Genomic DNA, 26,497 nt, shown 5'->3' on the forward strand with positions numbered 1-26,497 from the left:
GGTGAGCCGTTAGACGGCGTCATCTCCCGCACGAACGGTCCCGGAATCGGTTCCGGCGGATCGGTGACTCGCCTCTCGTCCGCTCGTCCAGAGCAGATCGAACAGCTGAGACTGCGTCCTGTACAAGGAATCGCTCGTAGTAGAGATACCGACGTAACCATCGGTGTCGCTGGCAGCGAACGCGGTTAGTACGTGAGCGTTATCGTAGAGATAGATCCGGCCTTCGATGTTCTCAACTCGTCGAATATCCATAATATCGGTTGCTCGTTCGTAAACGACAGGCGAAACGTTTCCATTCTCGGAAACAATCGCCTGAATGGGGATCCCATCGTCTGCCTTGTCGGCGAGCTGTTCGACGTGATGGTTGAGAATCCGTTCGAAGCTGTACGGTGTTGTTATCATTCGAATCTCCGACGTGGTAGCGGCTGTGAGTTCGGACAGTTTCTCGAGAATTCGATAGCGGTCGGAGTAGGTCCAGCAGATTTCCGACCGCCCTTCAAGTGTCGTCTGGTCTTCGATTGCGTCTATGAGATGGTCACCGAGACGCTGCATTCGGGATAGCTCCTGGTTGTGCTGACGCTCTTTGAAGTCACAGAACCGGTTGATGGCGGTGTCTGGTTCGATCGGACTGTACTTTTTTGGCCGACCTGGCTGTACGTCAACGAATCCTTTCTGTTCGAGACTGTCGAGTGCGTCGTACACGCGCGGTTGTGGCACGTCGGCACCGTCGGACACTTCCTGTGCAGTTGACGTCCCTCGTTGCAAGAGGCATGCGTAGGCGTTCGCTTCGTACTTGGATAATCCGAGTTCCTTCAAGTACATTGACGTCTGTGACACCATAGTGACACTAGATAACATACCGCTTGAAGAATCTTTCCTATCATCACACACTTTGTGATACTACGTTCGCTGTGGATAGAACGCGTTTTTCATTGCCGCGGTAGGCACTCGAGCTACCTGATAGCTATCAGCTACCACATTCGAGTTGTAAATAACGGCCATTACGGAATGCGTGTATAAATTACTCTATCTGTTCGGTCACACAACAAACGTCCAGTGGCCGAGCGTGTTACACCATGAGTAAACAACAAGAATCGACGGCTGTCGATCACCCACTTGACCCCCTCACTGCAGCAGAGATCGAAACTGCCGCCGAAATTTTCGAGACGGAAGCCGACATCGGCGACGAGATACAGTATCACAACATCACGCTCGACGAACCGTCGAAGGCCGTCGTCAAGACGTTCGAACCCGGCGACTCGTTCGATCGAGAGGCGACGATCGTCGCCAGAGAAAACACCGAAACGTACGAAGGGACCGTTTCGATTACCGATAAAACGCTCCTTGAGTGTGAGCATCTGCCGGACGCCGAACCGGCAGTAATGCCCGAAGAGATCGAAGCGGCTCGCGAGGTCGTCAAGACTGATCCGGAGTGGCGCGAAGCCGCAGCAAAACGCGGTGTGGAGAACTTCGACCTCGTCATGGTTGACCCCTGGTCGGCAAGCGGGTTCGAACCCGAGGAACACAAGGGCAAACGGCTCTGCCGAGCGATTTCGTGGATTCGCACGAGCGAGAATGACAACGGTCGTGCACGGCCGATCGAGGGATTGTTCGCATTTGTTGATCTCGATGAGATGGAAGTTGTCGAAATCGAGGACAACGGCGTTCCCGACCCGGACAATCCGCTCCCACCAGAGGACGCCGACTACCGCGCCGACAGGGTCGAAACCAGAGACGACTTCGAACATCTCGACGTCGTCCAGCCCGACGGTCCGAGCTGGGACGTCGACGGCAACAAAGTCGAGTGGCTCGACTGGGAAATGCAAGTCGGCTGGACCGCTCGGGAGGGACTCGTTTTTCACGACATCAAATTTGACGATGGCAACGACTCGCGCCAAGTGCTTCACCGTGCGTCTGCGTGCGAAATGGCTGTGCCGTACGGTGATCCGGATCCAAATCACTCTTGGAAGAACGCCTTCGACATCGGCGAGTATCACGTCGGCCGCATGGCCAACGAACTCACCGAGGGCTGTGACTGTCTCGGCGTTATGAAGTACTTCGACGTGGAGATGAACACCATCGAGGGCGAGGCCAAAACCCTAGAGAGTGCGATCTGTATGCACGAGGAAGACGACGGCGTCCTCTGGAAACACACCGAGGAGCGCAAACCGCACACCGAGGTCCGGCGGCGTCGCCGTCTCGTCATCTCCTTCATTGCGACAGTGTACAACTATGACTACGGGTTCTACTGGTACTTCTACCCCGACGGGAGCATCGAGGCCGAAGTGCGTTTGACTGGCGTTGACTCAAACGGCGTCGTGTCGGCCGACGAGACCGCCGAAGACACCTACGGCCAGTACGCGATCGTCGCGCCGCAGGTGAAAGCCCCGATCCATCAGCACTTCTTCAACTTCCGGCTGGACTTCGACATCGACGGCAGTCCGATGCGAGCCTACGAGGTCCACAACGAACCAACGGGCAGCGAACGGAACCGGAAGAACGCGTTCCGGGCGAAAGAGACGTTGCTAAAGCGAGAGAACGAGGCCCGCCAGGACATCGACCCGCTTCGCGGCCGGTACTGGCGGATCGCCAGCAGCGAGACCGAAAATTCCTACGGACGCAGCTGCGGCTACAAGCTCGAGCCCCACGCCAACGTCTCGGCACCGATGAAGCCGACCTCGAGTTATATGGAACGCTCGGGATTCATCCAGAACCACTTCTGGGTAACGCCGTACGACGACGACGAGCGGTTCGCCGCGGGAGACTACCCAAATCTGAACGACGACACGACCGGGTTACCCGAGTGGACGGAACAGGACCGGTCGCTTGTCGACGAGGACCTCGTCGTCTGGTACACCCAGGGCGTCAACCACGTGCCTCGAGCAGAGGACTGGCCTATCCTCCCAGTCGAGATTGCGAGCTTTCATCTCAAACCCGAGGGATTCCTCGACAGCAATCCCTCGATTTCCCTGCCGCCTGAACCGTGTCACACCGAGTACGATCTCACCAGCCCCGGTGACGATTGACGACGGCACGGACCGTCGGCTGTAAGTAACAGCCGCCGTACCTGTCGGACTGCTTACTTCTATTGTCCGTTGAACGGCCGGACAGCGACCGCGTCTCGACGAATCATCATCGCCGACAACTGCTGAGTGGTAACGAAATTCCTTGACTGTGTCTCTCGGCCGTTATCATAGCATGATACTCTCCCCATCCAGTTCCCGTCATTCTCGCCCGGAGGTGCGACGATGATCGAACTGGCAGCGCTGGCCCGTATCGACCTCGCGTTGTTCTTCGGCATCGGCGTTCTCGGCGGCGTCCACTGTATCGGAATGTGTGGTCCGGTCGTTTCGATGTACGATACTGCGAAGACGTACGATCGCTCGACCGGGACGATATCGACACAAGCGATGTATTACCACGGACTGTTCAACCTCGGTCGGACGACGAGCTACGCGACGCTCGGCGGACTGTTCGGAACGCTGGGGGGCGTACTGTATCTGACGATGGATTCGCTACTGGCGGTAACAAACGCAGTCCGTGGAACAGTCGGCGTCGCTCTCGGCCTCCTCATTATCTGTCACGGTATCGGTGCCGTCATGGGCCGACACACGAGCGTCCTTCATCGTCTTCCGATTCCAGGGATTACCATCAACCGTCTCTTGAACGGTGCCTCGAGCCGTCTCGCTCGTGTCGCGGATGGCCCTGGAATCATCGGATTGGGGCTGATCCACGGGCTGGTTCCGTGTCCGATGCTGTACGCAACGTTCGTCTACGTTTTTGCCGTCGGTTCTCCTGCAGTCGGTGTCGCCGCACTCACCGCCTTCGGTCTCGGAACCGTTCCGGCCGTTTTTCTCTACGGAACGACTCTCGGCTCGCTCGGACCACGTCGTATGGCTCGGCTTCACCGCGGTCTCGGTGTCACATTTGTTATCCTCGGATACGTGCTCTTCGCCCACGGATTGATGGCACTGGGCGTTCATCTTCCGCATCCGGAATTACCACACTATCTGCCCACGGAGCTACAGGGCAGTGGGAACCACTAACAACCACTACTCTCGGATCAGGAGACGTAAACCGACTACGCTCGAGAAAGCCGTGCCGGCGTTCCCAATTGCTGAGATGTCTTGGTCGCTCACGTGAGCGACAATGATCGGTGTGTCAGCCACGTGCGGAGCCGACGCCACACCGAGTCGTCGCCCTTATGGCCGATCCAGTCCAACGATGGCCAATGGCACAGCCCCGCGTACCCGGTTCCGGCGGTGATCGGACGCTCGAGTTACCCTGTGGGACGACGATCGATCCACACGAGATCGACCTCGGGATGCGCGAGTACACCTGCAGTTGTGGCGACGCACACGCCGTCGTCACCGACGTACACCCGCCATCTCGGTTTTTCCCCGAATCACTCGTGACCGTCCTGCAAGAGACGATCGAGACCGACGACGAGTTCGACGAGTTCGGCACGCCTCACCTGTTGGGCGTCGTCTTAGAGGAGTTTCCCGAAAAGGTCGTCTCTTATGACAGCAGCAACGAGGGCGGCGTCGGCTACGCGATGGTGTGGGTCACCGACTTCGACTCCCGACGCCTCCACGAGATCATCGTCGAACTCGTCGTCGAACTCATGGAGCACGCGATCAGCCACGCCGAGGACGACGCTGCCATCACCGACTTCGAGTCACAGATGCTCGAGTTCGACGTCGGCGAGTTCGTCGAGCAGTACCGCCGCCAGCGCGACTTCGAGAGCGAACACGACCGCGCGCTCTGAGCGGTCTTGAGTCCCCTCATCCGTCTTTTTCGACGCCGCGGAACTCGAATCGCGCGCCGCCGGCCTCGCTCTCTGCGATGGTCACCGACCACCCGTGGGCGTCGGCGATCCGTTCGACGATCGCGAGTCCGAAGCCGGTGCCGCCGGCCCTCGAATAGCCGGTTTCGAACACTGAATCGCGCTCGTCGGGTGGGATTCCCGGGCCGTTGTCTGCGACGTAAAACCCGGACGGGAGTGCGCCGATCGTGACGGTGACGGCTGTCGTGTCGTCGGTTGGCCTGTTGTCCCGTCGGGACCGTCCTGCGGACTCCGTCGAGCCGCGCTCGACGCTGCTGTCGGCCACAGGCTGACTGCCCGCCGAGCCGTACTCGACGCCGTTCTGACGAGCGTGCGAGTCAGGGCGTGTCGAGCCATGCTCGACACTGTTTCGGACCAGGTTCTCGAGGAGACGTTTGAGCCTCGATCGATCGCCATAGACGACGCTGTCGGTGGTAACCTCGAGCCGCGCGTTGCCGGTCTCGACGTGGTCCCAACACGTTCGTGCGGCCGTTGCGAGGGCGATCGGTTCGGGATCGGTGACCGGCCGGTCTTCGCGGGCGACCATCAGAATGTCTTCGATCAGACCCTGCATGCGCTCGTGGGCCGCTGCAACCGCCCCGAGGTGCTCGTTGTCGGTCTGCTCGCGGGCTAACTCGAGTTTGCCCTGTGCCACGTTCAGCGGGTTTCGAAGGTCGTGGGAGACGATACTCGCGAACGACTCGAGACGGTCGTTCTGCCGTTTCAGTTTACGCTCGCGCGCCTTGCGCTCCGTGATATCACGGAGGACGCCGACGGTCCCCCGAAACGTGCCGTCCTCGTCGCGCGGGAGCAACGCGATGTGGTTTTCGTTCGGGAACTGGTCTCCGTCTTTGGTGTGGAGATCCAGTTCGAACGAGGCCTTCTCGTGGTCGTCACGTTTCAACAGGCGTCGAATCTCCCGCTCGCCCGTGGCGATGTCCTCGTCGTCGAGAACGAGCGAGACGTGTTCACCGATCAGTTCGCCGGGTTCGTACCCCATCGTCGTCAGGTCCGCGTCGGTCGGTGGGATCACGTTCGTGAAGACGCCGTCGGCGTCCAGGACGTACACCTCGTCGGGGATCGCCTCGAGGATCGTCTCGTAGCGCTCGAGTTCGCGCTCGCGCTTCTTTCGGTCGGTGATATCGCGAACGGTACAGATGAGATCGTCGTGTTCGGTCCGCGAAAGTGTGTGATCGACGATGATTTGTTCCCCATTCGAACTGACACAGACCGACTCGCCGTGCCAGCCGCCCGTCTCCATCACCATCGGGAGCAGTTCCTCGGTGACGTACGTGGCCTCGTCGTCCTCGTACAGGATCTCCCAGTGGTTGCCGATCAAGTCGTCGGGGTCGTACCCGAAACAGTTGGCATACGACTGGTTGACGTAGGTGAATCGCCCTTCGTCATCGAGGAGACTGATCCCCTCTTGTGCGGTCTCGATCGCCTGAAACTGTCGTTTTCGTTGTCGACGCGATCGCATCGTTTCGACGGCGTTGACGATCCGGTTTGCCAACACGGGATACTGCTCTGTCTCCTCGCCTCGCTGGACGTAGTCCGTGACACCTGAGGCGATGGCGTCGCTGGCGAGTGCTTCGGACCCGTTTTTCGGAAACAGGATAAACGGGAGTTCGGCGTCTCGCTCGCGGACGCGTTGTAAAAACTCGAGGCCATTCATTTCGGGAATCTCGTACGCCGAGACGATACAGTCGGTCGACTGATTCGCGAGGATTTCGAGTCCGTTTGGTACGGAGAGAGCCGTGACTGTCTCGAAACGATCACGTTCGCGCTCGAGATTCGTCGCTGCTAGGGCTGTGGCTTCCGGATCGGCACCCACGTATAAGATGTGGATGCAGTTCGACTGGGCGTTCTCGCGCGATGATCCGCCCGGCGTGTTCATGCATACATCACTCTCCAGTACGGAGATATAGGTTGGGTCCGAGCGGATTGACAAGGGATGCCATCATAGTCCTATCGGAACGAGCACGTGCTCGAGGCGGTTGCGTTCGGAGTCCACCTCCCGCGTGTTCCTCGCTGTACGATGGATGAGCGGATGGCTGAGAGCGCTGAGCGGCCGCGCTCGGAAGTGCGCGCGACTGCAGTTCGAATTTCGAAAAGCCATTTCGAGATTCGTACTGTATCGTGGGGCTTATTACGATGTACGAACTTCGGATGAACAAGCAAATGAGCACGGACCAGCAGAGCGAGGGCGACACAGGGGACGGACGCACGATTCTGTTGATCGGTAGCGGACCGATCCAGATCGGGCAGGCAGCCGAGTTCGACTACTCCGGTGCACAGGCCTGCCGGGCGCTTCAGGAGGAAGGCGCCCGCGTCGTCCTCGTCAACTCGAACCCCGCGACGATCATGACCGATCCGGAGATGGCGGACGAGGTCTACATCGAACCGATCACGACTGACGCTATCGCCGAAATCATCCGCAAAGAAAACCCCGACGGCGTTATCGCCGGCCTCGGCGGCCAGACTGGACTGAACGTCACCGCCGAACTCGCCGAGGAGGGCGTCTTGGAGGAGTACGACGTCGAGATCATGGGCACGCCGCTCGAGACGATCTACGCGACCGAAGACCGCGACCTCTTCCGCCAGCGCATGGAGAAGATCGGTCAGCCCGTACCGCAGTCGACGACGATCTCGCTCGACGAGGACGAGTCCGTCTCGGAGCTGACCGAGGAGGACCTCACGGAGCGCGTTCAGGACGCCGTCGACGAGGTCGGTGGCCTGCCGGTCATCGCCCGCACCACGTACACGCTGGGTGGCTCCGGCTCGGGCGTCGTCCACGAGTTCGACGAACTCTTAGAGCGCGTCCGTAAGGGCCTGCGTCTCTCGCGCAACAGCGAGGTGCTCATCACCGAGTCGATCGCCGGCTGGGTCGAGTACGAGTACGAGGTCATGCGCGATGCCGACGACTCCTGTATCATCATCTGCAACATGGAGAACATCGACCCGATGGGAATCCACACCGGGGAGTCGACGGTCGTCACACCCTCCCAGATCGTCCCCGACGAGGGTCACCAGGAGATGCGCACCGCGGCGCTCGACGTCATCCGCGAACTCGGTATTCAGGGCGGCTGTAACATCCAGTTCGCCTGGCGCGACGACGGCACGCCGGGCGGCGAGTACCGCGTCGTCGAAGTCAACCCGCGCGTCTCCCGTTCCTCCGCGCTCGCCTCGAAGGCGACCGGGTATCCGATCGCGCGTGTCACCGCGAAGGTCGCTCTCGGAAAGCGCCTCCACGAGATCGAAAACGAGATCACCGGCGAGACGACGGCCGCGTTCGAGCCGGCGATCGACTACGTGGTTACCAAGGTCCCACGATGGCCCAAGGACAAGTTCGACGACGTCGACTTCGAACTGACCACGGCGATGAAGTCGACCGGCGAGGCGATGGCGATCGGCCGCACCTTCGAGGAATCCCTGCTCAAAGCCCTTCGCTCCTCGGAGTACGAACCCGACGTCGACTGGGACGAGGTCTCCGACGACGAACTCGAGGCCGACTACCTCGCGACGCCGACGCCGGATCGCCCGTATGCCATGTTCGAGGCCTTCGAACGCGGCTACACGGTCGATGAAGTCGTCGACCTGACGGGTATCTTCGAGTGGTACACCGAACGCTACAAGAACATCGCGGACTCGACGCGTGCTGCCCAAGAGGGCGACTTCACCGAGGCCGCGATCGCCGGCCACACCAACACCACCATCGCTGCCGCCGCGGGCACCGACGTTGACACCGTCGAACAGGACGTCCCCGGGCGCACCTACAAACAGGTCGACACCTGCGCGGGCGAGTTCAAGGCCGAGACGCCGTACTACTACTCCGCACGCAAAAACGAGTTCGAGGCCGGCCCGCTCGTCGGCGACGCCGCTTCGGGCGAGCTCGAGGTCGACCGCGACATCGAGAGCGTGATCGTCGTCGGCGGCGGCCCGATCCGTATCGGACAGGGAGTCGAGTTCGACTACTGTTCGGTTCACGCGGTTCGTGCCCTGCGCGAACTCGGAATCGACGCCCACGTCGTCAACAACAATCCCGAAACTGTCTCGACGGACTACGACACCTCCGACGGGCTGTTCTTCGAGCCGATCACGGCCGAGGAGGTCGCCGACGTCGCCGAAGCCATCGACGCCGACGGCGTGATGGTCCAGTTCGGCGGCCAGACCTCCGTCAACATCGGCGAACCGCTCCAAGACGAGATCGACCGCCGCGACCTCAACTGTGAGGTCATGGGAACCTCCGTCGAGGCGATGGACCTCGCCGAGGACCGCGACCGCTTCAACGCGCTCATGGACGAACTGGGCATCGCCCAGCCCGAGGGTGGCACGGCAGTCTCGAAGGAGGAAGCGCTCGAGCTCGCCCACGATATCGGCTACCCCGTCCTCGTCCGCCCGTCCTACGTCCTCGGCGGGCGCGCGATGGACGTCGTCTACAGCGACGAGGAACTCGAGACCTACATCGAGGAGGCCGTCCGCGTCAGCCCGGACAAGCCGATCCTCGTCGACGACTTCCTCGAGGATGCGGTCGAACTCGACGTCGACGCCGTCTCGGACGGTCGCACGATCCTCATCGGCGGCATCATGGAACACGTCGAGACCGCCGGCGTCCACTCCGGCGACTCCGCGTGTATGATCCCGCCGCGCTCGCTCGACGAGGAGACCTTAGAGCGCGTTCGCGAGGTCACCGAAGACATCGCCGAGGCGCTCAAGACGAAGGGCCTGATGAACGTCCAGTTGGCCGTCAAAGACGGCGAGGTGTACGTCCTCGAGGCCAACCCGCGCTCCTCGCGTACCGTCCCGTTCGTCTCGAAGGCGACTGGCGTCCCGATCGCCAAACTCGCCGCACAGGTCATGGCCGGCGAGACGCTCGCGAGTCTCGACGTCGACGAGCAGATCCCCGACCACACCTCGATCAAAGAGGTCGTCCTGCCGTTCGACCGTCTGCCGGGATCGGACCCACGTCTCGGCCCAGAGATGAAGTCCACCGGCGAAGTGATGGGCACCGCAAGCGAGTTCGGCACGGCCTACTGGAAGTCCCAGCAGGCGGCTGGAAACGCCGTCAGCGAGGGTACTGCCGTGGTCGATCTCGACGTCGACGGCTTCGAGAACCACTTCGACGTCGCGGAGTTCGACGACGTACCACAGGCGATCCGTGAGAACAAGGTCGACTTCGTCGTCAGCCGCGATCGCGACTCCCTCGAGATGGCCGTCGAAGAGGAAATTCCGTACCTGTCGACGGTAGCGAGTGCCGAGGCCTATGTCGAAGCGCTCGACGAGTTCGACGGCGACCTCGAGGTCGCCTCCGTGACGGATCGTCCGAAGCAGGCCTCGAAGTGGGGCAAGTCGGAGTAACGACTCGGCTCCCTGCGGGTTGAATCGATTCTTTTTCGAACACTGATTCGAGCGCACACAGCCACGATCAGTGCGCCTCGCCTCACTCGAGCGTGTACCAGTCGAACCGTTCGATGGCGTAGAAGTACGACACTATGGGTGCGAGCACGCCGATCCCCAAGACTGTCCAGGCGGTGAGCGTGAGCCCGCGGGCCGAAACAGAGATGTCAGGGACGGGTGCTATCGCGGAGATCGCCGCAATCAACTCGGCGAGCAGCGCGGCGGAGTCGGTGTAGAGGATGACCGCGGCGGCCGTCGGCAGAATGATCGCGACCGAGTAGAGGATGAAGGCGGTCTTGCTCGGCATCACCGCCTCGCGGTTGTTCGTGACCTTGACGCTGCCAAAACGGGGCGCTGCCGTGCCGATCCCGGTCGCCAGCGCTGGCGTCACGGCGGTGCCGACGACCGTCCCGCCGACCAGCACGGCGGTTTGCTCGAGCGAGAGCGGGCTGACGGTGCCCAACACGAGCGAAACGAGCCCAGCGATCGGGGCGGCGACGACCGTTCCGGCGATCACCAGTCCGGTGATGGCCTGACGGCCGGTGAGCGTCGAGGTGATAACGGCGGGCAGCGCCCGGCCGAGGTCGCCGAGGGGGTTCAGCGTGAACAGCGCGCCGGCGGCCCAGACGACGTACAGCGAGAGGATCACGGCGACGTGTTCGGGGACCGTTCCGCTCTGGATGATTCCCTGAACGAACCCGATCGCGCCGAACAGCGGGTAGCCGACGTACGCCAGCCGGATCGGCGCGCGCCTGGTTCGGCGAATCGCGGTCACCGTCACTGTTCGGACCGGCCGCGAGAGCCCGCGGGAGAGAACGTTCGCGAGCCGATTCGACGACTCGGTCGCCGTTGGCTCTGCAGCGTCCTCGAACCGTGCCGGATCGGAAAACCAGTGAATTCGCGCGGCAGCGATCCCGACAGCGACGGCGGCCGTACTGATGACGATCGTGCCGACGATCGAACCGAGGACGAGCGGATTCGAGGCGGAGACGTTCGGAATCCCGGCCAAGAGGAGGTGACCGGGCCAGCCCAGGGGGCTGTCCTGCAGGAGGGTAAACAGCCGACTCATGACCAGATCGAACCGGCCGGTCGCGAGCGCACCGAAGTACAGCACCCAGAAGCCGACGAACAGGATCGTTCGGTAGCGAGCGATCGGCTCGTAGACGGTGACCAGATGCTTGGCACAGATACCGACGACGAACCCGACTGGGATCGCACTCCCCAGTGCGATCGTGGCGACGAGCAACGCGAACGGCACGGGGAGCACCGTCCCTGCTCCGTAGGCAAAGGCACTCGAGAGCGCCAGCGTCGGCGGGACGACCCACAGCGCGAACAGCAGAAACTCGGCGACGATAACGCCGATGACGGTGTTTTTGAGCGGCGTCGAGACGAGCAAAAACGCCGGTTCGTCGACGGCTGCGGTGGCGGTAAACGACCGGATGCTGGCCATAAAAACCAGAAACAGCCAGCCGACGGCGACGCCACCGGTGACGATCGCCGTGATCGTCGCGGCGTCGACGGGAAGGGATTCCCCAGCGAACTCCGCGCCTAGGCGTGGGAGGAGGTAGCTGCCGGCGACAGTGACCGGGCCGAGCATCACCACCGCGAGTACACCCATCAACAGCAGCTTCGTTCGTTCGGTCGACACCGCCCGAACCGTTCGTCGCACCTCCGTTTTGGCAACGATGAGGGGGACCCGCGACATCAGCGAACACCACCGGAATCGACGGTGGGACGTCTGTATTTAGCGTTGAGGACCATACTCCAGAGCGCGTTCCGCATCCAATAAATAGTTCGGTTTCTGTCATTCGGTCGTCGCGAACAGTCTCAATACAAACTATCTCCACTCGTGCGTCCGTTCCGGCAGAGGTAGCCTCGACTCGAGTCCACGTGCACTCGCCACGCTGCCGAAACATGTGCACGTTTATACAGATCGCGGCGAAACAACGCGAACATGAGCCCTGCTGATGCCCCCGCGATCGAAACCGACGCCCTCACAAAACGCTACGGGGAGACGACAGCTGTCTCCGGGCTGACGATGACCGTCGAGCGCGGCACGGTCTACGGCTTTCTCGGCCCCAACGGCGCGGGCAAGACGACGACAATGCGGATGCTGACGACGCTGACGAAGCCGACATCGGGGACGGCTCGCGTCGCCGGCCACTCGATCGCCGACCGCGAGTCCGTCACCCCCCACATCGGTTATCTCCCCGAGGAACCGCCGATCTACGACGAACTCACCGGCCGCGAACAACTCGAGTACGCTGCCGGCCTGCGGGACCTCCCCGAAGCCGAGGCGACCGAGCGGATCGACTCGCTGCTCGAGCGCTTCGATCTCGTCGACGATGCGAACCGGCGGATCGAGGGCTACTCGAAGGGGATGCGCCAGAAAGTCGGCGTCATCCAGGCAGTCCTGCACGAACCCGCTGTGGCGTTTCTCGACGAACCGACGAGCGGACTCGATCCCCGTGCGGCCCGGACGATGCGGGAGACGATCGCCGAGCTCGCGGATCAGGAGATGACGATCTTCCTCTCGACGCACATTCTCCCCGTCGTCGACGAACTGGCCGACGAGATCGGCGTTCTCCGAGAGGGCGAACTGGTCGCGCAAGGTGACCCCGAAACGCTGAAATCTCGCGCCGAAACTGGCGAGGCTCGGAGTCTCGAGGACGCGTTCCTCGAGGTGACTCAGGAGACGCCCGACGGCGAAGTGGGCCATTCAGCGGAGCCGTCGATGGAGTAGCATGTCACGGCTGTCTTCGCTTCGCGACGGCCTGACCGACGACTCGCTGCGGGTTGCGATCCTCGTCGGCCTCGCCTCGATTCCGTTCACGCTCGCCCTCTCGTGGGGATCGGTGTCGAGTGGCGACGGTGTCGTCATCGGCGGCTCCGTTGCCGGGACGCCGCTGCTACTGGTCGGGTTGCTCGTCGGCTCCCGCTATCACGACCGCCCGACGGATAGTCGCCGCGCCGGGTTCTGGACCGGCCTCGTCGGCTCGAGTGCGACGGCTCTCGTCTTTATCGCGAACACGGTCTCGTCGATCGGGGCGCTGTCCTCGAGGCTGACGCTCGTTGCGGTCGCCGTCATGCCGGTTGCCATCGTACTCGGCGGTGGGTTCTCCGTGCTGGTCACGATGGCCAGTGCGGCGTTCGCTGACTGGGTGCGAACGCGCGTCGACAGCGAACACCGGGTGGTAGAACCTGCGGCTGCCGGTGAAACAGCCGTCGCCGACTCGAGGTGGTGGCTGGTCGTCGCCGTCTACGTACTCGCTGCCCCGGTCGTGTTGTACTACGCCCTCGGGGTGCGCCCCGACAGCGGTCCCGAAGTCGGCCTCATGGTCGCGGGCCTGTTCGTTTTGGTCCCGCTTTCGATCGTGACCCTCGTAGGGTTGTTCATCGACGCAACCACACCCCGGAGTCGTGCGACTAACTGGGTCCCGAGCGTGTGGCTATACGTTGGCGGCCCGATCGGCGTCGCTGTGGTCGTCTATTCGCTGGGAATCGTTCGCGAGGTATCGTACCCGCCCGGATACGCCAGCTACAGCTTTCTTGGTGCGCTCTGGTGCCTGTCGGTGGGCTACCTCGTCAACAGAAAACGCCATCTCGGCGGCCGAAGTTCGGTCTCCACTCTCCGTTCGTAATCACTGCGTCCATCGCCCATACCACCGTCGAGACGTCGACCAGCGGTGAGTCCGACACCCCTAAGCGCGCGGACTCTCTGCATCAGATATGGAGTATCACGAGGCCGCGGACTTTTTATTCGATCTGCGGCGGTTCCGCCCGAAACCGGGGACGGAGTCGACATCGCGGCTGCTCGCCCACCTCGAGAATCCCCACGAGGACGTCGAATTCGTCCAGATCGCGGGGTCGAACGGGAAAGGGAGCACGGCGCGAATGCTCGAGCAGAGCCTCCGCGAAGCTGGGCTTTCAGTCGGACTTTACACCTCGCCACATCTCGAGGATCTGCGCGAACGGGTTCGCGTTGACGGCCGGAAGATCCCACGGTCGGCGGTCTGTGAGTACGTCGAGGCCGCCCGCGAGTACATCACGGGCCGCGGTGCCGACGGCGATTCGCCCACCTTCTTCGAGACGATGACGGCGATGGCGATCTGGCACTTCGGTCGCGAGGACGTCGACGTCGCCGTCCTCGAGGTCGGAATCGGCGGGAAGTACGACGCGACCAGCGTCGTCGATCCAGTCGCAAGCGCCGTGACGAGCGTCACGTTAGAACACACAGGGATTCTCGGCGACACGGAGGCCGAAATCGCCCACGACAAAGCCCACGTCGCCCCTGCCGACAGGCCGCTCGTCACCGGCGTCAAAGGCGACGCGCTCGAGGCGATCCGAGACGTGGCCGGGGATGTCGTCACCGTCGGCTCACGGACAGCCGGGTCGGACGCGCCGCCTACGGACGTCCAAGTCAGCTACGACGGCCGGGTCAACCACACTGAGGCGGCCGTCACGGTCGAGACCGACGACTGGTTCCTCGAGACGCGGATTCCCCTCCTGGGTACGCATCAGGCCGAGAACGCGGGCATCGCAGCGACGCTTGCGCGCCAGCTCACCGATATTTCGGATGCGGAGCTGGCCCGCGGGCTGCGAAACGCCCACTGGCCGGGCCGATTCGAGGTGATGGACACGGAGCCACTCGTCGTCCTCGATGGCGCACACAACCCCGGTGCGTGCGAGGGACTCGCGGAAACGCTCGGAACCTACGACTACGACGACCTTTCGCTCGTCTTCGGGGCGATGCACGACAAGGACCACCGCGAGATGGCCGCCGCGCTGCCGACGCCCGATTCGGTGATCGCGACGGAGCCAACGCTCCAGCGCGCTGAAGACCCTGCCGTCCTCGAGACGGTGTTTACCGAGGCCGGCGTCGACGACGTTCGTACGAGCGCGGCCGTCCCGGACGCCCTCGAGACCGCCCTCGAGGAGGCCAGCAGCGACGACTGCGTCCTCGTCACCGGCTCACTGTTCGCCGTCGCCGAAGCGCGCTCGCGCTGGACGAGTACCGGCGTCCCGAAACGGATCCGAAACCGCGAGGACGCCCGCGAGACGTTCACGATGGCGAACGTCCCCGGTGCTGGCAGCCGCCGGCTTCGGGGTGACGCCGTCCATCGCGTGGTCAAGACGACGTTCGGCCCTCGGCAGGCGACGACCGTCAAACAGGAGCTGTTGCGCCTCGGCGGCGAGTGTGCGCTCTCCGGCCTCGAGCAAGACGACGAGGCCGTCGACGCCGTGTTGATGGGCACCCTCTCGCAGTTCGAACGGCTCGTCGACACGCTCGAGTCGAAGCCGTCTGCGGCCGACACCAGCGCACGCGGGCTGGCCGATGTCGCTTGCGACCTTCGCGAGACTCTTGCACTGGACTCGAGCGCGTCAGAGCCGGCAGCCGACACAACCGGGCCACAGCCACAGTACCCGTGGGACGACCGCACCGCCGTGATGGGCATTCTCAACGTCACGCCCGACAGCTTCCACGACGGCGGCGAGTACGACGCGCTCGAGGACGCCGTCGCCCGCGCCAAGGCGATGGTTGAGGCTGGCGTCGACGTGATCGACGTCGGCGGCGAGTCGACCCGCCCCGGTGCCGACCCCGTCCCGGTCGAGGACGAGATCGACCGCGTCACGCCCGTCATCGAACGGATCGCAGACCTCGACGTCCACATCTCGATCGACACCCGCAAAGCCGCCGTCGCCGAGGCCGCCCTCGAGGCTGGTGCCGACATCGTCAACGACGTCTCGGGTCTCGAAGACCCCGAGATGCGCTTCGTCGTCGCCGAGCACGACGCGGGACTCGTCGTGATGCACAGTATCGACTCGATCGTCGTCCCGGATCGCAACGTCGCGTACGACGACGTCGTCGAGGACACGATCGACCACCTCGCCGAACGAATCCTGCTCGCCGAGAAAGCCGGCGTCGACCGCGAGAAGATCGTCGTCGACCCCGGTATCGGCTTCGGCAAATCCGCCCGCGAAAGCTTTGAACTGCTCGGCCGCGCCGACGAGTTCCGCGCGCTCGGCTGTCCGGTGCTCATCGGTCACTCTCACAAGTCGATGTTCGAGCACGTCGGTCGCGAGGCTGGTGACCGACTCGAGGCGACCGTCGCGGCGAGTGCGATCGCGGCCGACCGCGGGGCCGACATCGTTCGGGTCCACGACGTTCCCGAGAACGTCGCCGCCGTCCGGACGGCACTGGCAGCTCGCGATCCGGATCGCTTCGAGTGGTATAGTAACAACTGAAACGATTTACACACGCATCGCACAGCGAACGGGTCACGTCGTTCCCCGCTCGCCAGTTCGCGGTTCTCGCTCCGACGATCGCGTCGAACCGCGCTCCCGTCGTGCGATGCGGTGTGCATTGACTTTCAGTGGCTACTATAGCCGACGAGGCTACCTCGGCGTTCAGGTGCCGGTCCAACCTTCAACCGTGTGGCGCCAGTACGCTTCGTGAGCGCAGCGTGCGCGGAGATTCATCCAATGGCTGACGAACACGATCACGACGTGGCGCCAGACGTCCCGATGGAAGACCGTATCGACGACCTCGAGACACCGAGCCCGATAGAGACAGCACTGTCGATCTCCACCGGCGACCTCAAACGCGAGGTGGTGCCGTTGCTCGGCGGCGGCGTCGTGTTGCTTTCGGCCCTTCGATCGCTCGGACGGGGCCAGCTCCGTGCGGTTCCGAAAGGGATCGTCGGTGCTGGACTGCTCGGCTACGCCCTCAGGAACCGGGCCTCGAGCGACTCGTCGACATTCGAGCCGACACTGGACGAGATCGACGGCGGGACCGAAGGCAAGGAGGTTTCCGATCAGGCACACGCCGCTGCCGAGCGTCTCGACGCCGGTCGGGAATCCCAGATCGACGCCGGCGGCGAGATCGACGACTCGGCACAGCTCGGCGACGAGCGCGACGAAGGGTCCCGGATCGAATTCACCGACGACGCGACTCAGGAGGAACCGCGATCGAAACCGGACGTGGACGGAGCGGACGATCCTCGCCGCGACACTGACGACGAGTCGGTCGAGATCGACGTCTCCGACTCGGCGATGGCCGAGGAGGTAAGCGAGGCGACGGGACCCGATCCCGAACAGGCCCAGCCGACACAGACCGATGCGATCGAACCCGAGGAGACGCCCGAAGAAGACGCCTCGGACATGAAAGTCGAGCCGGACGAGGACAGCGAAACGGCAGCGGAGTCTCGAGACGAATCCGATGACGACGAATCTGCCGAAGACGACGGACAGTAGCCGAGCCGTGTCCTGAACCCGTTTCGGTCGAACGCGGCTCGTATCAATTTGTCGGCTACTGCTGGCGGTCTCGAGTCGCCTCCCGCTGAGCCGACTGCCAGCTAGTGAGCAGATACGCCGGGAGTGCAATCGCACCGACGACGAGCACTGCGCCGACGACGGCCGTCCTGACGCTGACACGCTGGGGAATCGCGTCGAGTGGGATCGCTGACGCCGACTGGCCCACGACGAACAGCGCGACGAGTACGAGCACGAAGAGCAACACGGCGACGAGCACGAGTGTCTGTGTGAGAAGCGCACGCCCACGGCCTCGAGAGCGCTCGTCGGACATACCGACAGTTGTCGGCCCGCGGCCATGAACCGTTCGAATCGGCACTCGAGACCGACACGCGTAGCTGGGACGTCGAACGAGCGCGCTCGAGGCGGCCGGACCAACCGGTTCGCCCGACACTGATCGAACGTATTCGGGTGGTACCGACGGCGGCTGCGACTGTTTCCGCACGCAATAAGTCCCCTCGCTCCCAAGCGCTAGCTATGCAATACCAGCAACTCGGCGACTCCGACGTCGAGGTCAGTGAAGTCGGCTTCGGCGCGTGGGTCGTCGGCACCGACTGGTGGGGCGACCGCTCGGAAGACGACGCCGTCGAGATGGTCCAGTACGCCGTCGATCAAGGCATCACCTACTTCGACACGGGCGACGTCTACGGCCACGGTCGCAGCGAGGAACTCCTCGGGCAGGCGCTGGCCGACGTCCGTGACGAAGTGACGATCGCCACCAAAGTCGGCTACGACTTCTACAACAACCCACAGGCCGGCCACGGCGAGTTGCCAAAAGAGATGGACCCCGAATACCTCCGGGACGCCGTCGAGAAGAGTCTCGAGCGCCTCGACCTCGAGTCGGTCGACGTCCTGCAACTGCACAACGCCAACGTTGACGAGATCACACCTGACGTCCTCGAGTTGCTCGACGAACTCGAGGAGGAGGGGAAAATCGACGCCACGGGACTGGCACTCGGACCCTCGATCGGCTGGCTCGCCGAAGGCGACCTCGCGATCGAAGAGGAGTTCGACTCCGTCCAACTCGTCTGGAACGTCTTGGAGCAGGAAGTCGGCAACCATTTCCTCGAGACGATCGAGGAGACAGGCTCGTCGACCAGCCTGATCCCTCGCGTCCCCCACTCCTCGGGCATCTTAAACGAACAGGTCACCCCCGAAACCGAACTCGGCGAGGGCGACCACCGCGGTTTCCGTCCCGACGAGTGGTACGAGACGGGCTGGGAGAAACTCGAGCAACTGCGCTTCTTGGAGCGCGATGGGGAGCGAACGATGGGGCAAGCGTCGATCGCGTGGCTGCTCAGCCACGAGCCGGTCGCCTGTGTGACGCCGACGTTCCGCACGAAAGCCGATATCGACGAGTGGGCGGCTGCAAGCGACGTGCCGAAACTTTCCGACGAGGAGCTGGCCCGCGTCGACGAACTGTACCAAAATGACTTCGGCATCGACCGCGACGACGGGATGGACGCCCTTCGCTCGTCGGTCGGCGGCGAAGACATCGACTCTGCCGGCCTCAACAAACTCGCAGCCGACTGATCGCGAGCCTCGATTCGATCGCGTTCCGCGGGACTGATTTCGCGGCACTGGCGTGTTGGCGAGACGAAATCGTTTCGCGTCGTGGCTGCTGCAATAGCTACAGCGCACCACGAAGACAGCACCAGCAACCCACACTTCGTCGCCCCTCTATATCGGGGTGGTACTCCTTTCCACGACACTGCCGTCTTTCTAGACGGAGCGTGGATGACCATGGAAACCTACCATTTCACCTGCCCGGACTGCCGTCGAGAGTTTACGGTGACCGAGCCGATGCGCGAGGCGACCCTAGAGAACGGCTGTCCCGTCTGTGGAGGGCCGGTGACCAGAACCCACTTTGCCGTGGACACGCCGAGCGCGTGAGTGCCGGTTAATTGAACGACTGGTCGCGGCGACGACCGCTGCTCGGACCGTTGACCGACTTGTTTTCGCTCGTCGTTTGTCGACTCACGGTTTGAATTGAACTCGTCTGTCCCCTCATATGCCTCGTGAACGAACGTCTTCGGAACCGAACGGCTTATTCGTCACCACTCACCGAGAATTGAATGTGTTTATTCGATGGTGATGGTCGTCGCATGAGTACGCAGTCGTGGGTAAACAACCTCGGGCGCGGTGGTCCGAGGCTTTTGTAGTTCCCTCAGTCGTGCGCTAGCACTCCCTGTTCGGCCAGCGAGTGGGATGAGGTTGGGCGGCTTACACGCCCCGACCCGGACAGACGCACCAACCGCACCTGCGGTTGGGTTTTGTGAGTCCGGTAATTTGTCGTGTTACCGTCGAGTTTCGCCTTCTCGCGCCATGCGATGTTCACCGATGCATTCCGGTCGGCGTGGTCTTGCACCACGTCACACTCGTCGTTCGTACACCGGAATCGCCGTCCCTGCCGACTGCCGCGTTCACCACAACACGAACAGGTCTTCGAGTTGTAGTAAGCATCTATTGTGTCCGTGGGAATCTCTCGCCACGTCGCCTTGTACGAGACGAACTTCTCGAACTTGTGGAACGGCAATTTGTGCAATCGGCGGTTCATATACGTCCCGTACTTGATTTCGTCGCGGATACCGCTCATATCCTCGAACACGATAACCGGGTTCGAGAATTGCTCTGCGAACTCCACGACAGCACGGGAAAGCCGATGCAACACCCACTCGGTGAAGCGCTCTTCCGTGTCACCGAGTTTCCGGTGGATGCTCGTCTTACCGTGTTCTTGACAGCGTTTCGTGATGGTGTGGTAGCGTTGGCGTTCCTGCTTGACTCGTCCGTAGTCGAGGATGAGTGTGCCATTCGTTCGCATCGTGTCGCGGTCAAGGGCGGTGAGAGCGACGTTGCGCTCGTTGATGTCCACGCCAACAAGCGTGTCGCTGGTGTCGGGTTCGGGCACGTTGAACTCGCGTGTGACCGTGACATGTAAGTAGTACACGCCATCGCGGTACAGGAGTTCGGCCTGCCCAACATCCACTTCATCCGACGTGATAGCGTCTCGAAGTTCGTTCATCGCGTCCGGTTCGCCGCGTAGGTGTCCTTTCACCTTCTTGTAGGGTTTCGGACTGATGCGGAATTGGACGCGATTCGTGTCTTCATCCACGGTGAGGCGGTAGCCTTCCGTGTGTGCCATCACGAGCGGATACGCACCAGATTTGTCCGTACTCGGCGGCGTCGGCTTGCCTCCATCAGGATCAGCCTGTTCTTCCCACCAGTCAAGGAGTGACTGGTATGAGTCCCACGTTTGGAGGGCTTTGCCGACGACCGCGCACTTGTTGTTCCGCAAGAAGTCGTCGCGGTCAACCTCGTTCTGTATCTCAGTGCGCGTGTACCCTTGTTGTGTGAGGCGGATGGTGTCGTTGAATATCTCGCGTGATGCAAGGCGGGCGTCGTGAAGCCACGTTCGTTCACCAGACGCTATGTGAAGGCGCGTCTGAATCGTTTTTGTGGCTTCTTCACCCATGCTTTCACAATCGTTCCAGAGTGTCATAAATGTAGGGAGTAGGGGTGGAAGAATACCGTCGTCATGCACATTCGGTTAGTTCCTGCAAGTATCACTTCGTGTGGTGTCCAAAGTACCGCCACCCGATTCTCAACGTGGTTGAAGACGATGTGTGGGAGTTGTTTGGTGAGACTGCTGACCACTTCGGTCACAAGATTCTCGCCTTGGAGATCGCAGACGACCACGTTCACCTGTTCGTGCAAACAGACCCGAAGTACAGCCCTGCGAACATCGCTCGACAATTCAAGTCGTACTCTGGCAAGCACTTGCTGGAACGGTATCCCGAGATTCGAGAGTCGTATTTCTGGGGCGGCGGATTCTGGAAGGTCGGATACTACGTTGGGACGACGGGAGCGGTGTCGGAGGAAGTGGTTGAACGGTATATCGAAGAGACGGAACACGCGCCGGAGTGACGCGCTTCACCCCCGCCCACGGTGGGGCGGGGAACTCGCGCTGCTTTTCGTTTAGAACGGATCGGACAGTTCATGAGCAAGTACTTCATCGTCTGGGTGCTCCTTTTCTCCGCCGCAGCGCTGTACACCCCGAGCACGTTTACGCCGATCGGCGAGTATATCACGCCGTTGTTGGGCGTCATCATGCTCGGCATGGGGCTGACGCTGACGCCCGCGGACTTTCGGCGCATCCTCGAGCGGCCTCGAGACGTCTTTATCGGTGCGATGGCCCAGTGGCTCCTGATGCCGACGTTTGCATATGTCCTCGCCGTCGCCCTCGACCTTCCGTGGGAGATCGGCGCGGGGCTAATCCTCGTCGGCGCGGCACCCGGCGGCACGGCGTCGAACGTGATGACCTATCTCGGTCGCGGCGACGTCGCGCTGTCGGTCACGATCACGTCAGTAACCACGATCGCCGCGCCGCTCGTGATGCCGGCTTGGGTGGTTGCCCTCGCGGGCGAGTCGATCACCGTCACGTTCGCCGAGATGGCCCAGTCGATCGTCCAGATCGTCCTGCTACCCGTCGTGGCGGGGCTGATCCTTCGGTATGTCCTCGACGAATACGCCCCATCGGTGGCGAAAGCGGGGCTGTCGATCTTCCCAGCGATCAGCGTGATCGCCATCGTCGCCATCGTCGCGGCCGTCGTGGGACTCAACGTCGAGGAGATCCTGACCGCGAGTGCGCTCGTCTTCCTCGCCGTCATCGTGCACAACGGCCTCGGACTGAGTGCCGGCTACGGCGTTGGGAAGGTCACAGGAATGACTGAGGACCGAGCCCGCGCCTGCGCGTTCGAAGTCGGCCTCCAGAACAGCGGGCTCGCGGTGGCGCTCGCGGTCGCCTTCTTCGATCCGGTCACGGCGTTGATTCCAGCGCTATTCAGCGTCTGGCACAACGTCTCCGGCCCGGCGCTCGCAACGCTGTTTACGCGACTCGACGGTGAGACGCCCATCGGGGACGAGTCGGCAACCGTCAGCGCCGACTAATCGGTACGCGGCGGGACCGGTCCAACGCCCTTAGTCTGGTTAAAGAATTGGGTAGTATCCTTTTATATGTCGGTATCCTGTGCTTTTATAACATGGATACTGTCACGCACGTCCAGAAGGCGTGTGCATACATCACGCGCCAGACGGGCGAACTACTCGTCTTCGAGGGACCGGGCCACGACGGCCTCCAGATCCCCAAAGGGACCCTCGAGCCCGGCGAATCGCCGCGTGAGGCGCTGTTTCGGGAAGTCATCGAAGAGACCGGGCTCGGGACGCTGAGTTCGACGACCCATCTGACGACTGACGTCTGGACGCGCCGTAAAGAGCCGCCGAAACGGTATGTTCGCCACTTCTTTCACGCGACGGTTCACGAATCGCGCGACCGGTGGACTCACACGGTGACTGACGGCGGGGACGAACACGGTTCCGAGTTCGACCTCCACTGGGTCCAGCCGACGACCACGCGAGCGTTCGCCCTCGATCTCAACGATTACGTCCATCTGCTGCCGACCGTCTCCTCGGTAGACGACGCCGCCACTGCCTCGGACTGACCGCCCCGCCGTCTCACGTCTACTTCGACAGCGCGCGCTCGACCGCTTCGGCAACGGTCATCGCTTTCTCGGCCAGTGGCTCTGAAACGTGGCCGTCCTCGACTGCCGCCTCGAGTTCGTCCGCGTCGACGATTTCGACCGTCCCGTTCGGCTTCCGGATCACGTCGACGTAGAGGTCGACATAGCGCGCGGTGTCGGGGAAGAGTTCGACCGGCGTACAGATATTGACGTAAGTTCCCTTCGCGTTCCCCCGAGCGTCTTTGTACGTCGTCGGGTACCACCACCGACCCTCGCGGAGCTTCGTCACGGCGACGTCGCCGTCCGTTTTCGGGACGCCAAGTGCGTCGTAGCTGCCGCCGCCGTGCATCCGGCGCTCGAGAGTCACTTTACCCTCCGGGTCCCAGTCGGTCACCTCGCCGCGACCGAGCGAGATGAGTCGCCCGTCGGGTTTGCCGTGGCCGATCGTGATGCGGTCGCCCGTCGTCGGGCCGAACTGCTGGCTGACGGCACCGAACGGGAACGCGTCGCCGTCGGTGTCCGACGGCTCACAGACGGCCTCCGCGAAGTCGACCGCCGTGCTCGCTGCCCTGTCGGCGGCTTTCGTTCGGTGGTGGCCGGGCATCGTCGTCGCGACCTCGCGGCGCTTCCCGTCGAGTTCGAAGCGCGACTCGCGACCGAACCAACACCACGTCGTCGCACGCGGCGTCGCCAGCCGGGCCGGTTCGCCGCCCTCGTCGGGTGCATCCTCGAGTGCGTCCTCGAGCGCTTGCGCCCGGTTTGCTGCCTGTTCGACGGCTGTGCCCATCGCCTCGAGGTCGGCGTCAGTGGCTGCCTGTTGCCAGCGCAGCCCCCATCCCTCGGGAACGTCGACCGAGAGGAGGTCGGTCATGCCGACGAGTTCGTCGGCTCGTTCACCGCGTAGCGCCGCCGAAACGCCGGTTCGGTCCCGCGAGAGCGTACAGAGCCCGCCCTGAACCGTCAGCGTGGGGATGACCCGCGGCTCGTCGTCCGACCACGGCGGCGTGGGCTCGATCACCTGCACCCGGTAGCGATTCCCTTCGTCGACGTAGCCGTCGACGTCGTCGTAGTTGAGATAGCCGCGGTGGCCCTCGCCGAGGTCGACGACGGCACCGCCGCCACCGCCGGCGTCGATTACTTCGGCGTCGAACGCCGCGCCGCGGGGGATGGAACCGTCCCAGCGGAACGTATCGATCGCTATCGACTCGAGGTCGTCGGCGATCCGTTCGACCGTCTTCGGCACGCCCGAAACCTCGACACCCTGCCTGTCTCGAGTCGTTTCGATCCGCACGTTCGCCGGAACCGTCTCGAACGGGTTGTCGAAGCGCTCGCGGATCGGCTCGGACGCTTGGACGACCTCGAGGCCGTTCTCGCCGAGGAGTTGGGTGATCGCCGTGGTGTAGATCCCGCGCACTCGAGCCGTCGTCATCGGTTCGCCTCCGTCACAGTGTCGACTGACACGCGTTCGGCCACGTCGATCACCGCAGGTGCTCGCGGTCGGGCGCGAACCGCACCCGGTCGTTGATCGTCGGGCCGAGCGTCAGTTCGACGGTGTCGTCCGGCAACACTCGCCCGTCCTCGACGTACACCCCCCACGAGTCGAAGCGGAGCCAGCCCCGCATCTCGGCGGCGTGGGTCGTAAGATCGAGATGGTCTACCGTATGCTCGGGATACTCTGACGCCGAATGCGCCATATCCATATCCGAGTAGACGGTGTCGTGACCCTCAAAAAACGCCTCGAGTGCCGACGCGTCGGCCTCGACGGCCTCGGCAACGGCCTTGGAGGCGGCTTGCAGATCGTCGGTCTCGAGGCCGACGTCGCGAAGCGCCTGCTGGGTTCGTTGATCGAAGTGCATACCCGTCGGTTAGGACGGCGGGCCTTTGTGGATTCCGGGTCTACGTGGGGCCTCCGACGACGCCTGTGCGTTCGGCCCACGGATCTAAGACCGATTCGTTCGCGCCGAACGCTTACTGACCCGGCCCCCGTAGACCTGCCCATGCAGGGAAAGCGCGACCCGGTTGAGCAGGCCAACGAGCAGTCGAGGGATCTCTACGGCGTGTCGACGTGGGAACCGCGGTCGACTATCGATCGGCTTGCGTGTACGATGTACGACGGGATCAGCTACGGATTACAAACGATCGTCCTCGTCGTCGCGTTCGTGATCACGCTCGCCTTACTCGCCCAGCCGGTGGTGCTCGTCTTCGAGGAGCCATCACTGTCCGTGTTCTTCGGGCTCTCGATCGTCCCCGCGGCGTTGCTCGCCGGATTCATCTGGTACTCGGATATCACGACGGCCGAACCGCTCGGGCTGCTGGTCGCGACGTTCGTCCTCGCCGTGCTCTTTGCGACGTTTGCAGCCGTCGTGAACTCGACGGTCGGGCCGTCGTTGCAGGCAATTCCCGTCATCGGAACGCTCCTCTTCTTTTATTTGGTCGTCGGCCCCGTCGAAGAGAGCGTGAAGCTGCTGGCCGTTCGCGTCTTCGCCTATCGGAGCCAGACGTTCGATGCGGTCATCGACGGCGCGGTCTACGGGGCCGTCGCCGGGCTGGGGTTTGCCGCGATCGAGAACGCGATCTACATTGCAGGTACAGTCGCCCAGGCCGGCGTCGGGACGATCACGGCTGCGACCGGCATCGCGACCGTTCGGGCGCTCGTCGGCCCTGGTCACGTCATCTACTCCGCGATCGCAGGCTATTATCTCGGGCTGGCGAAGTTCAACTCCCAGTACGCCGGGCCAATCGTCGTGAAGGGGCTGCTCATCGCGGCGTTCGTCCACGGGACGTACAACGTCACGGTCGGGATCGTCCCCAACGTCGTCGCCTCGCTTTACCCCATCAGCTTCGGGTTGGCCTTTGTCTCCTACGTGATTCTGTTCGATCTCGCCGTCGGCTACTACCTTTACCGAAAGATCATCACCTATCGCCAGACGTATCGTTCGGTCAGAGACGATACTGGCGTACCCCCGAAGCCGGAACGAACGGAGTTCGAACCACCACAACGGTAGTCGCTTCCCAGTGACGACCCAATCGCCGTCGTCACCGTCACTGTCGTCATAGTTTATATACGAATTCAGCGCGTACTCTGCTGTGATGGTTACCTTTGTCGGCTCGTTTGTCGCGTTCGTCGTTGCACTGCTCGTCGGCGGACTGGCGATCTACGTCGGCGCGTCGGTCGTCGTCGACGTCGAGGACTACTCACACGCGATCGTAACGGCGTTTCTCGGTGCGATCGCGTGGGGGTTGACGGCCTGGATCCCGCTGTTCGGGCCGCTGCTTGCGCTGCTGGCGTGGATCTGGGTTATCAACTGGCGCTATCCCGGCGGCTGGCTCACCGCTAGCCTCATCGGCGTGATCGCCTGGCTCGCCGCGCTGGCGATCCTCTTCGTGCTCAACGCCGTCTTCCGCCTCGGTGTCGGCGCATTCGGAGTCCCGGGCGTCTGAAAATCCG

22 protein-coding genes are annotated in these 26,497 nt (G+C 62.8%); 15 read left to right on the plus strand and 7 right to left on the minus strand.

Going from position 1 to position 26,497, the window contains the following annotated elements; translation table 11 throughout:
- Window positions 1-9: 9 nt before the first annotated feature.
- Window positions 10-840 carry a TrmB family transcriptional regulator gene (locus GCU68_RS08865; protein WP_161991505.1) on the minus strand — a complete coding sequence of 277 codons (831 nt, stop codon included), beginning with the start codon at window positions 838-840 and terminating at the stop codon, window positions 10-12.
- A gap of 236 nt (window positions 841-1,076) precedes the next feature.
- Between GCU68_RS08865 and GCU68_RS08870 the strand changes: the two genes are divergently transcribed.
- From GCU68_RS08870 to GCU68_RS08880, 3 genes are all read left to right on the plus strand, one after another.
- A complete protein-coding gene (locus tag GCU68_RS08870) occupies window positions 1,077-3,026 on the plus strand; it encodes a primary-amine oxidase (RefSeq protein ID WP_152940817.1) in 1,950 nt (649 codons plus the stop codon).
- A 222-nt stretch (window positions 3,027-3,248) separates the two neighbouring features.
- Window positions 3,249-4,046 (plus strand): sulfite exporter TauE/SafE family protein, encoded by a 798-nt coding sequence (locus tag GCU68_RS08875; protein ID WP_152940819.1) that lies wholly within the window; start codon window positions 3,249-3,251, stop codon window positions 4,044-4,046.
- Between the two features lie 185 nt (window positions 4,047-4,231).
- Window positions 4,232-4,768: a DUF5815 family protein gene (locus GCU68_RS08880; RefSeq protein ID WP_152940821.1), complete on the plus strand. Its 537-nt coding sequence runs from the start codon at window positions 4,232-4,234 to the stop codon at window positions 4,766-4,768.
- Window positions 4,769-4,784: 16 nt separating this feature from the next.
- On the opposite strand, the gene GCU68_RS08885 is transcribed toward GCU68_RS08880, so the two are convergent.
- Entirely contained in the window at window positions 4,785-6,722 is a 1,938-nt protein-coding gene (locus GCU68_RS08885) for a hybrid sensor histidine kinase/response regulator (protein WP_152940823.1), read from the minus strand.
- Window positions 6,723-7,006: 284 nt separating this feature from the next.
- Between GCU68_RS08885 and carB the strand changes: the two genes are divergently transcribed.
- Window positions 7,007-10,183 carry a carbamoyl-phosphate synthase large subunit gene (gene carB / locus GCU68_RS08890; RefSeq protein ID WP_152940825.1) on the plus strand — a complete coding sequence of 1,059 codons (3,177 nt, stop codon included), beginning with the start codon at window positions 7,007-7,009 and terminating at the stop codon, window positions 10,181-10,183.
- Window positions 10,184-10,265: 82 nt separating this feature from the next.
- Here the strand turns inward: carB and GCU68_RS08895 are convergent, their stop codons facing one another.
- A complete protein-coding gene (locus GCU68_RS08895; protein WP_152940827.1) occupies window positions 10,266-11,927 on the minus strand; it encodes a hypothetical protein in 1,662 nt (553 codons plus the stop codon).
- A gap of 249 nt (window positions 11,928-12,176) precedes the next feature.
- On the opposite strand from GCU68_RS08895, the gene GCU68_RS08900 reads away from it, so the two are divergent.
- From GCU68_RS08900 to GCU68_RS08915, 4 genes are all read left to right on the plus strand, one after another.
- Complete coding sequence (locus GCU68_RS08900; RefSeq protein WP_152940829.1) at window positions 12,177-12,965, plus strand: ABC transporter ATP-binding protein; 789 nt, start codon at window positions 12,177-12,179, stop codon at window positions 12,963-12,965.
- A gap of 1 nt (window position 12,966) precedes the next feature.
- Entirely contained in the window at window positions 12,967-13,863 is an 897-nt protein-coding gene (locus GCU68_RS08905; RefSeq protein WP_152940831.1) for a hypothetical protein, read from the plus strand.
- A gap of 88 nt (window positions 13,864-13,951) precedes the next feature.
- A complete protein-coding gene (folP, locus tag GCU68_RS08910) occupies window positions 13,952-16,468 on the plus strand; it encodes a dihydropteroate synthase (protein WP_152940832.1) in 2,517 nt (838 codons plus the stop codon).
- Between the two features lie 237 nt (window positions 16,469-16,705).
- The gene (locus tag GCU68_RS08915) at window positions 16,706-17,476 is read left to right on the plus strand and encodes a hypothetical protein (RefSeq protein ID WP_152940834.1); all 771 of its coding nucleotides are present in this window, start codon (window positions 16,706-16,708) and stop codon (window positions 17,474-17,476) included.
- A 55-nt stretch (window positions 17,477-17,531) separates the two neighbouring features.
- On the opposite strand, the gene GCU68_RS08920 is transcribed toward GCU68_RS08915, so the two are convergent.
- Window positions 17,532-17,807 (minus strand): hypothetical protein, encoded by a 276-nt coding sequence (locus GCU68_RS08920; protein ID WP_152940836.1) that lies wholly within the window; start codon window positions 17,805-17,807, stop codon window positions 17,532-17,534.
- A 203-nt stretch (window positions 17,808-18,010) separates the two neighbouring features.
- On the opposite strand from GCU68_RS08920, the gene GCU68_RS08925 reads away from it, so the two are divergent.
- A complete protein-coding gene (locus tag GCU68_RS08925) occupies window positions 18,011-19,066 on the plus strand; it encodes an aldo/keto reductase (RefSeq protein WP_152940838.1) in 1,056 nt (351 codons plus the stop codon).
- A 210-nt stretch (window positions 19,067-19,276) separates the two neighbouring features.
- Entirely contained in the window at window positions 19,277-19,426 is a 150-nt protein-coding gene (locus GCU68_RS08930; protein WP_152940840.1) for a DUF7560 family zinc ribbon protein, read from the plus strand.
- Between the two features lie 274 nt (window positions 19,427-19,700).
- On the opposite strand, the gene GCU68_RS08935 is transcribed toward GCU68_RS08930, so the two are convergent.
- On the minus strand, window positions 19,701-21,005 hold the full coding sequence (locus GCU68_RS08935) for an RNA-guided endonuclease InsQ/TnpB family protein (protein ID WP_152940842.1): 1,305 nt from the start codon (window positions 21,003-21,005) through the stop codon (window positions 19,701-19,703).
- A 44-nt stretch (window positions 21,006-21,049) separates the two neighbouring features.
- On the opposite strand from GCU68_RS08935, the gene tnpA reads away from it, so the two are divergent.
- The 3 genes from tnpA (at window position 21,050) to GCU68_RS08950 (ending at window position 23,031) form a co-directional block, all read left to right on the plus strand.
- Window positions 21,050-21,457 carry an IS200/IS605 family transposase gene (gene tnpA / locus GCU68_RS08940; protein ID WP_152940844.1) on the plus strand — a complete coding sequence of 136 codons (408 nt, stop codon included), beginning with the start codon at window positions 21,050-21,052 and terminating at the stop codon, window positions 21,455-21,457.
- 72 nt (window positions 21,458-21,529) lie between these two features.
- A complete protein-coding gene (locus tag GCU68_RS08945) occupies window positions 21,530-22,480 on the plus strand; it encodes a bile acid:sodium symporter family protein (protein WP_152940846.1) in 951 nt (316 codons plus the stop codon).
- Between the two features lie 92 nt (window positions 22,481-22,572).
- Window positions 22,573-23,031, plus strand: a complete 459-nt coding sequence (locus GCU68_RS08950) for an NUDIX hydrolase (protein WP_152940848.1) — start codon at window positions 22,573-22,575, stop codon at window positions 23,029-23,031.
- A gap of 19 nt (window positions 23,032-23,050) precedes the next feature.
- Here GCU68_RS08950 and GCU68_RS08955 read toward each other — a convergent pair whose 3' ends face one another.
- On the minus strand, window positions 23,051-24,478 hold the full coding sequence (locus GCU68_RS08955; RefSeq protein WP_152940850.1) for a DUF402 domain-containing protein: 1,428 nt from the start codon (window positions 24,476-24,478) through the stop codon (window positions 23,051-23,053).
- A gap of 49 nt (window positions 24,479-24,527) precedes the next feature.
- The gene (locus GCU68_RS08960) at window positions 24,528-24,905 is read right to left on the minus strand and encodes a DUF7532 family protein (protein WP_152940852.1); all 378 of its coding nucleotides are present in this window, start codon (window positions 24,903-24,905) and stop codon (window positions 24,528-24,530) included.
- 141 nt (window positions 24,906-25,046) lie between these two features.
- On the opposite strand from GCU68_RS08960, the gene GCU68_RS08965 reads away from it, so the two are divergent.
- Entirely contained in the window at window positions 25,047-26,054 is a 1,008-nt protein-coding gene (locus GCU68_RS08965; RefSeq protein ID WP_152940853.1) for a PrsW family intramembrane metalloprotease, read from the plus strand.
- 85 nt (window positions 26,055-26,139) lie between these two features.
- Window positions 26,140-26,490 carry a hypothetical protein gene (locus GCU68_RS08970; protein ID WP_152940855.1) on the plus strand — a complete coding sequence of 117 codons (351 nt, stop codon included), beginning with the start codon at window positions 26,140-26,142 and terminating at the stop codon, window positions 26,488-26,490.
- Window positions 26,491-26,497 lie beyond the last annotated feature (7 nt).

The organism is Natronorubrum aibiense (assembly GCF_009392895.1).
Classification (GTDB): Archaea; Halobacteriota; Halobacteria; order Halobacteriales; family Natrialbaceae; genus Natronorubrum; species Natronorubrum aibiense.

What these genes read in the sequence shown, in the direction of transcription:
- GCU68_RS08885 (WP_152940823.1), bottom strand. Translation starts at nt 6,722, where the DNA reads ATGAACACGCCGGGCGGATCATCGCGCGAGAACGCCCAGTCGAACTGC.
- GCU68_RS08920 (WP_152940836.1), bottom strand. Translation starts at nt 17,807, where the DNA reads ATGTCCGACGAGCGCTCTCGAGGCCGTGGGCGTGCGCTTCTCACACAG.
- GCU68_RS08875 (WP_152940819.1), top strand. Translation starts at nt 3,249, where the DNA reads ATGATCGAACTGGCAGCGCTGGCCCGTATCGACCTCGCGTTGTTCTTC.
- GCU68_RS08955 (WP_152940850.1), bottom strand. Translation starts at nt 24,478, where the DNA reads ATGACGACGGCTCGAGTGCGCGGGATCTACACCACGGCGATCACCCAA.
- GCU68_RS08905 (WP_152940831.1), top strand. Translation starts at nt 12,967, where the DNA reads ATGTCACGGCTGTCTTCGCTTCGCGACGGCCTGACCGACGACTCGCTG.
- carB (WP_152940825.1), top strand. Translation starts at nt 7,007, where the DNA reads ATGAGCACGGACCAGCAGAGCGAGGGCGACACAGGGGACGGACGCACG.
- GCU68_RS08930 (WP_152940840.1), top strand. Translation starts at nt 19,277, where the DNA reads ATGGAAACCTACCATTTCACCTGCCCGGACTGCCGTCGAGAGTTTACG.
- GCU68_RS08925 (WP_152940838.1), top strand. Translation starts at nt 18,011, where the DNA reads ATGCAATACCAGCAACTCGGCGACTCCGACGTCGAGGTCAGTGAAGTC.
- GCU68_RS08900 (WP_152940829.1), top strand. Translation starts at nt 12,177, where the DNA reads ATGAGCCCTGCTGATGCCCCCGCGATCGAAACCGACGCCCTCACAAAA.
- GCU68_RS08865 (WP_161991505.1), bottom strand. Translation starts at nt 840, where the DNA reads ATGGTGTCACAGACGTCAATGTACTTGAAGGAACTCGGATTATCCAAG.
- GCU68_RS08895 (WP_152940827.1), bottom strand. Translation starts at nt 11,927, where the DNA reads ATGTCGCGGGTCCCCCTCATCGTTGCCAAAACGGAGGTGCGACGAACG.
- GCU68_RS08915 (WP_152940834.1), top strand. Translation starts at nt 16,706, where the DNA reads ATGGCTGACGAACACGATCACGACGTGGCGCCAGACGTCCCGATGGAA.
- GCU68_RS08935 (WP_152940842.1), bottom strand. Translation starts at nt 21,005, where the DNA reads ATGGGTGAAGAAGCCACAAAAACGATTCAGACGCGCCTTCACATAGCG.
- GCU68_RS08970 (WP_152940855.1), top strand. Translation starts at nt 26,140, where the DNA reads ATGGTTACCTTTGTCGGCTCGTTTGTCGCGTTCGTCGTTGCACTGCTC.
- GCU68_RS08960 (WP_152940852.1), bottom strand. Translation starts at nt 24,905, where the DNA reads ATGCACTTCGATCAACGAACCCAGCAGGCGCTTCGCGACGTCGGCCTC.
- GCU68_RS08880 (WP_152940821.1), top strand. Translation starts at nt 4,232, where the DNA reads ATGGCACAGCCCCGCGTACCCGGTTCCGGCGGTGATCGGACGCTCGAG.
- folP (WP_152940832.1), top strand. Translation starts at nt 13,952, where the DNA reads ATGGAGTATCACGAGGCCGCGGACTTTTTATTCGATCTGCGGCGGTTC.
- GCU68_RS08870 (WP_152940817.1), top strand. Translation starts at nt 1,077, where the DNA reads ATGAGTAAACAACAAGAATCGACGGCTGTCGATCACCCACTTGACCCC.
- GCU68_RS08950 (WP_152940848.1), top strand. Translation starts at nt 22,573, where the DNA reads ATGGATACTGTCACGCACGTCCAGAAGGCGTGTGCATACATCACGCGC.
- GCU68_RS08965 (WP_152940853.1), top strand. Translation starts at nt 25,047, where the DNA reads ATGCAGGGAAAGCGCGACCCGGTTGAGCAGGCCAACGAGCAGTCGAGG.
- GCU68_RS08945 (WP_152940846.1), top strand. Translation starts at nt 21,530, where the DNA reads ATGAGCAAGTACTTCATCGTCTGGGTGCTCCTTTTCTCCGCCGCAGCG.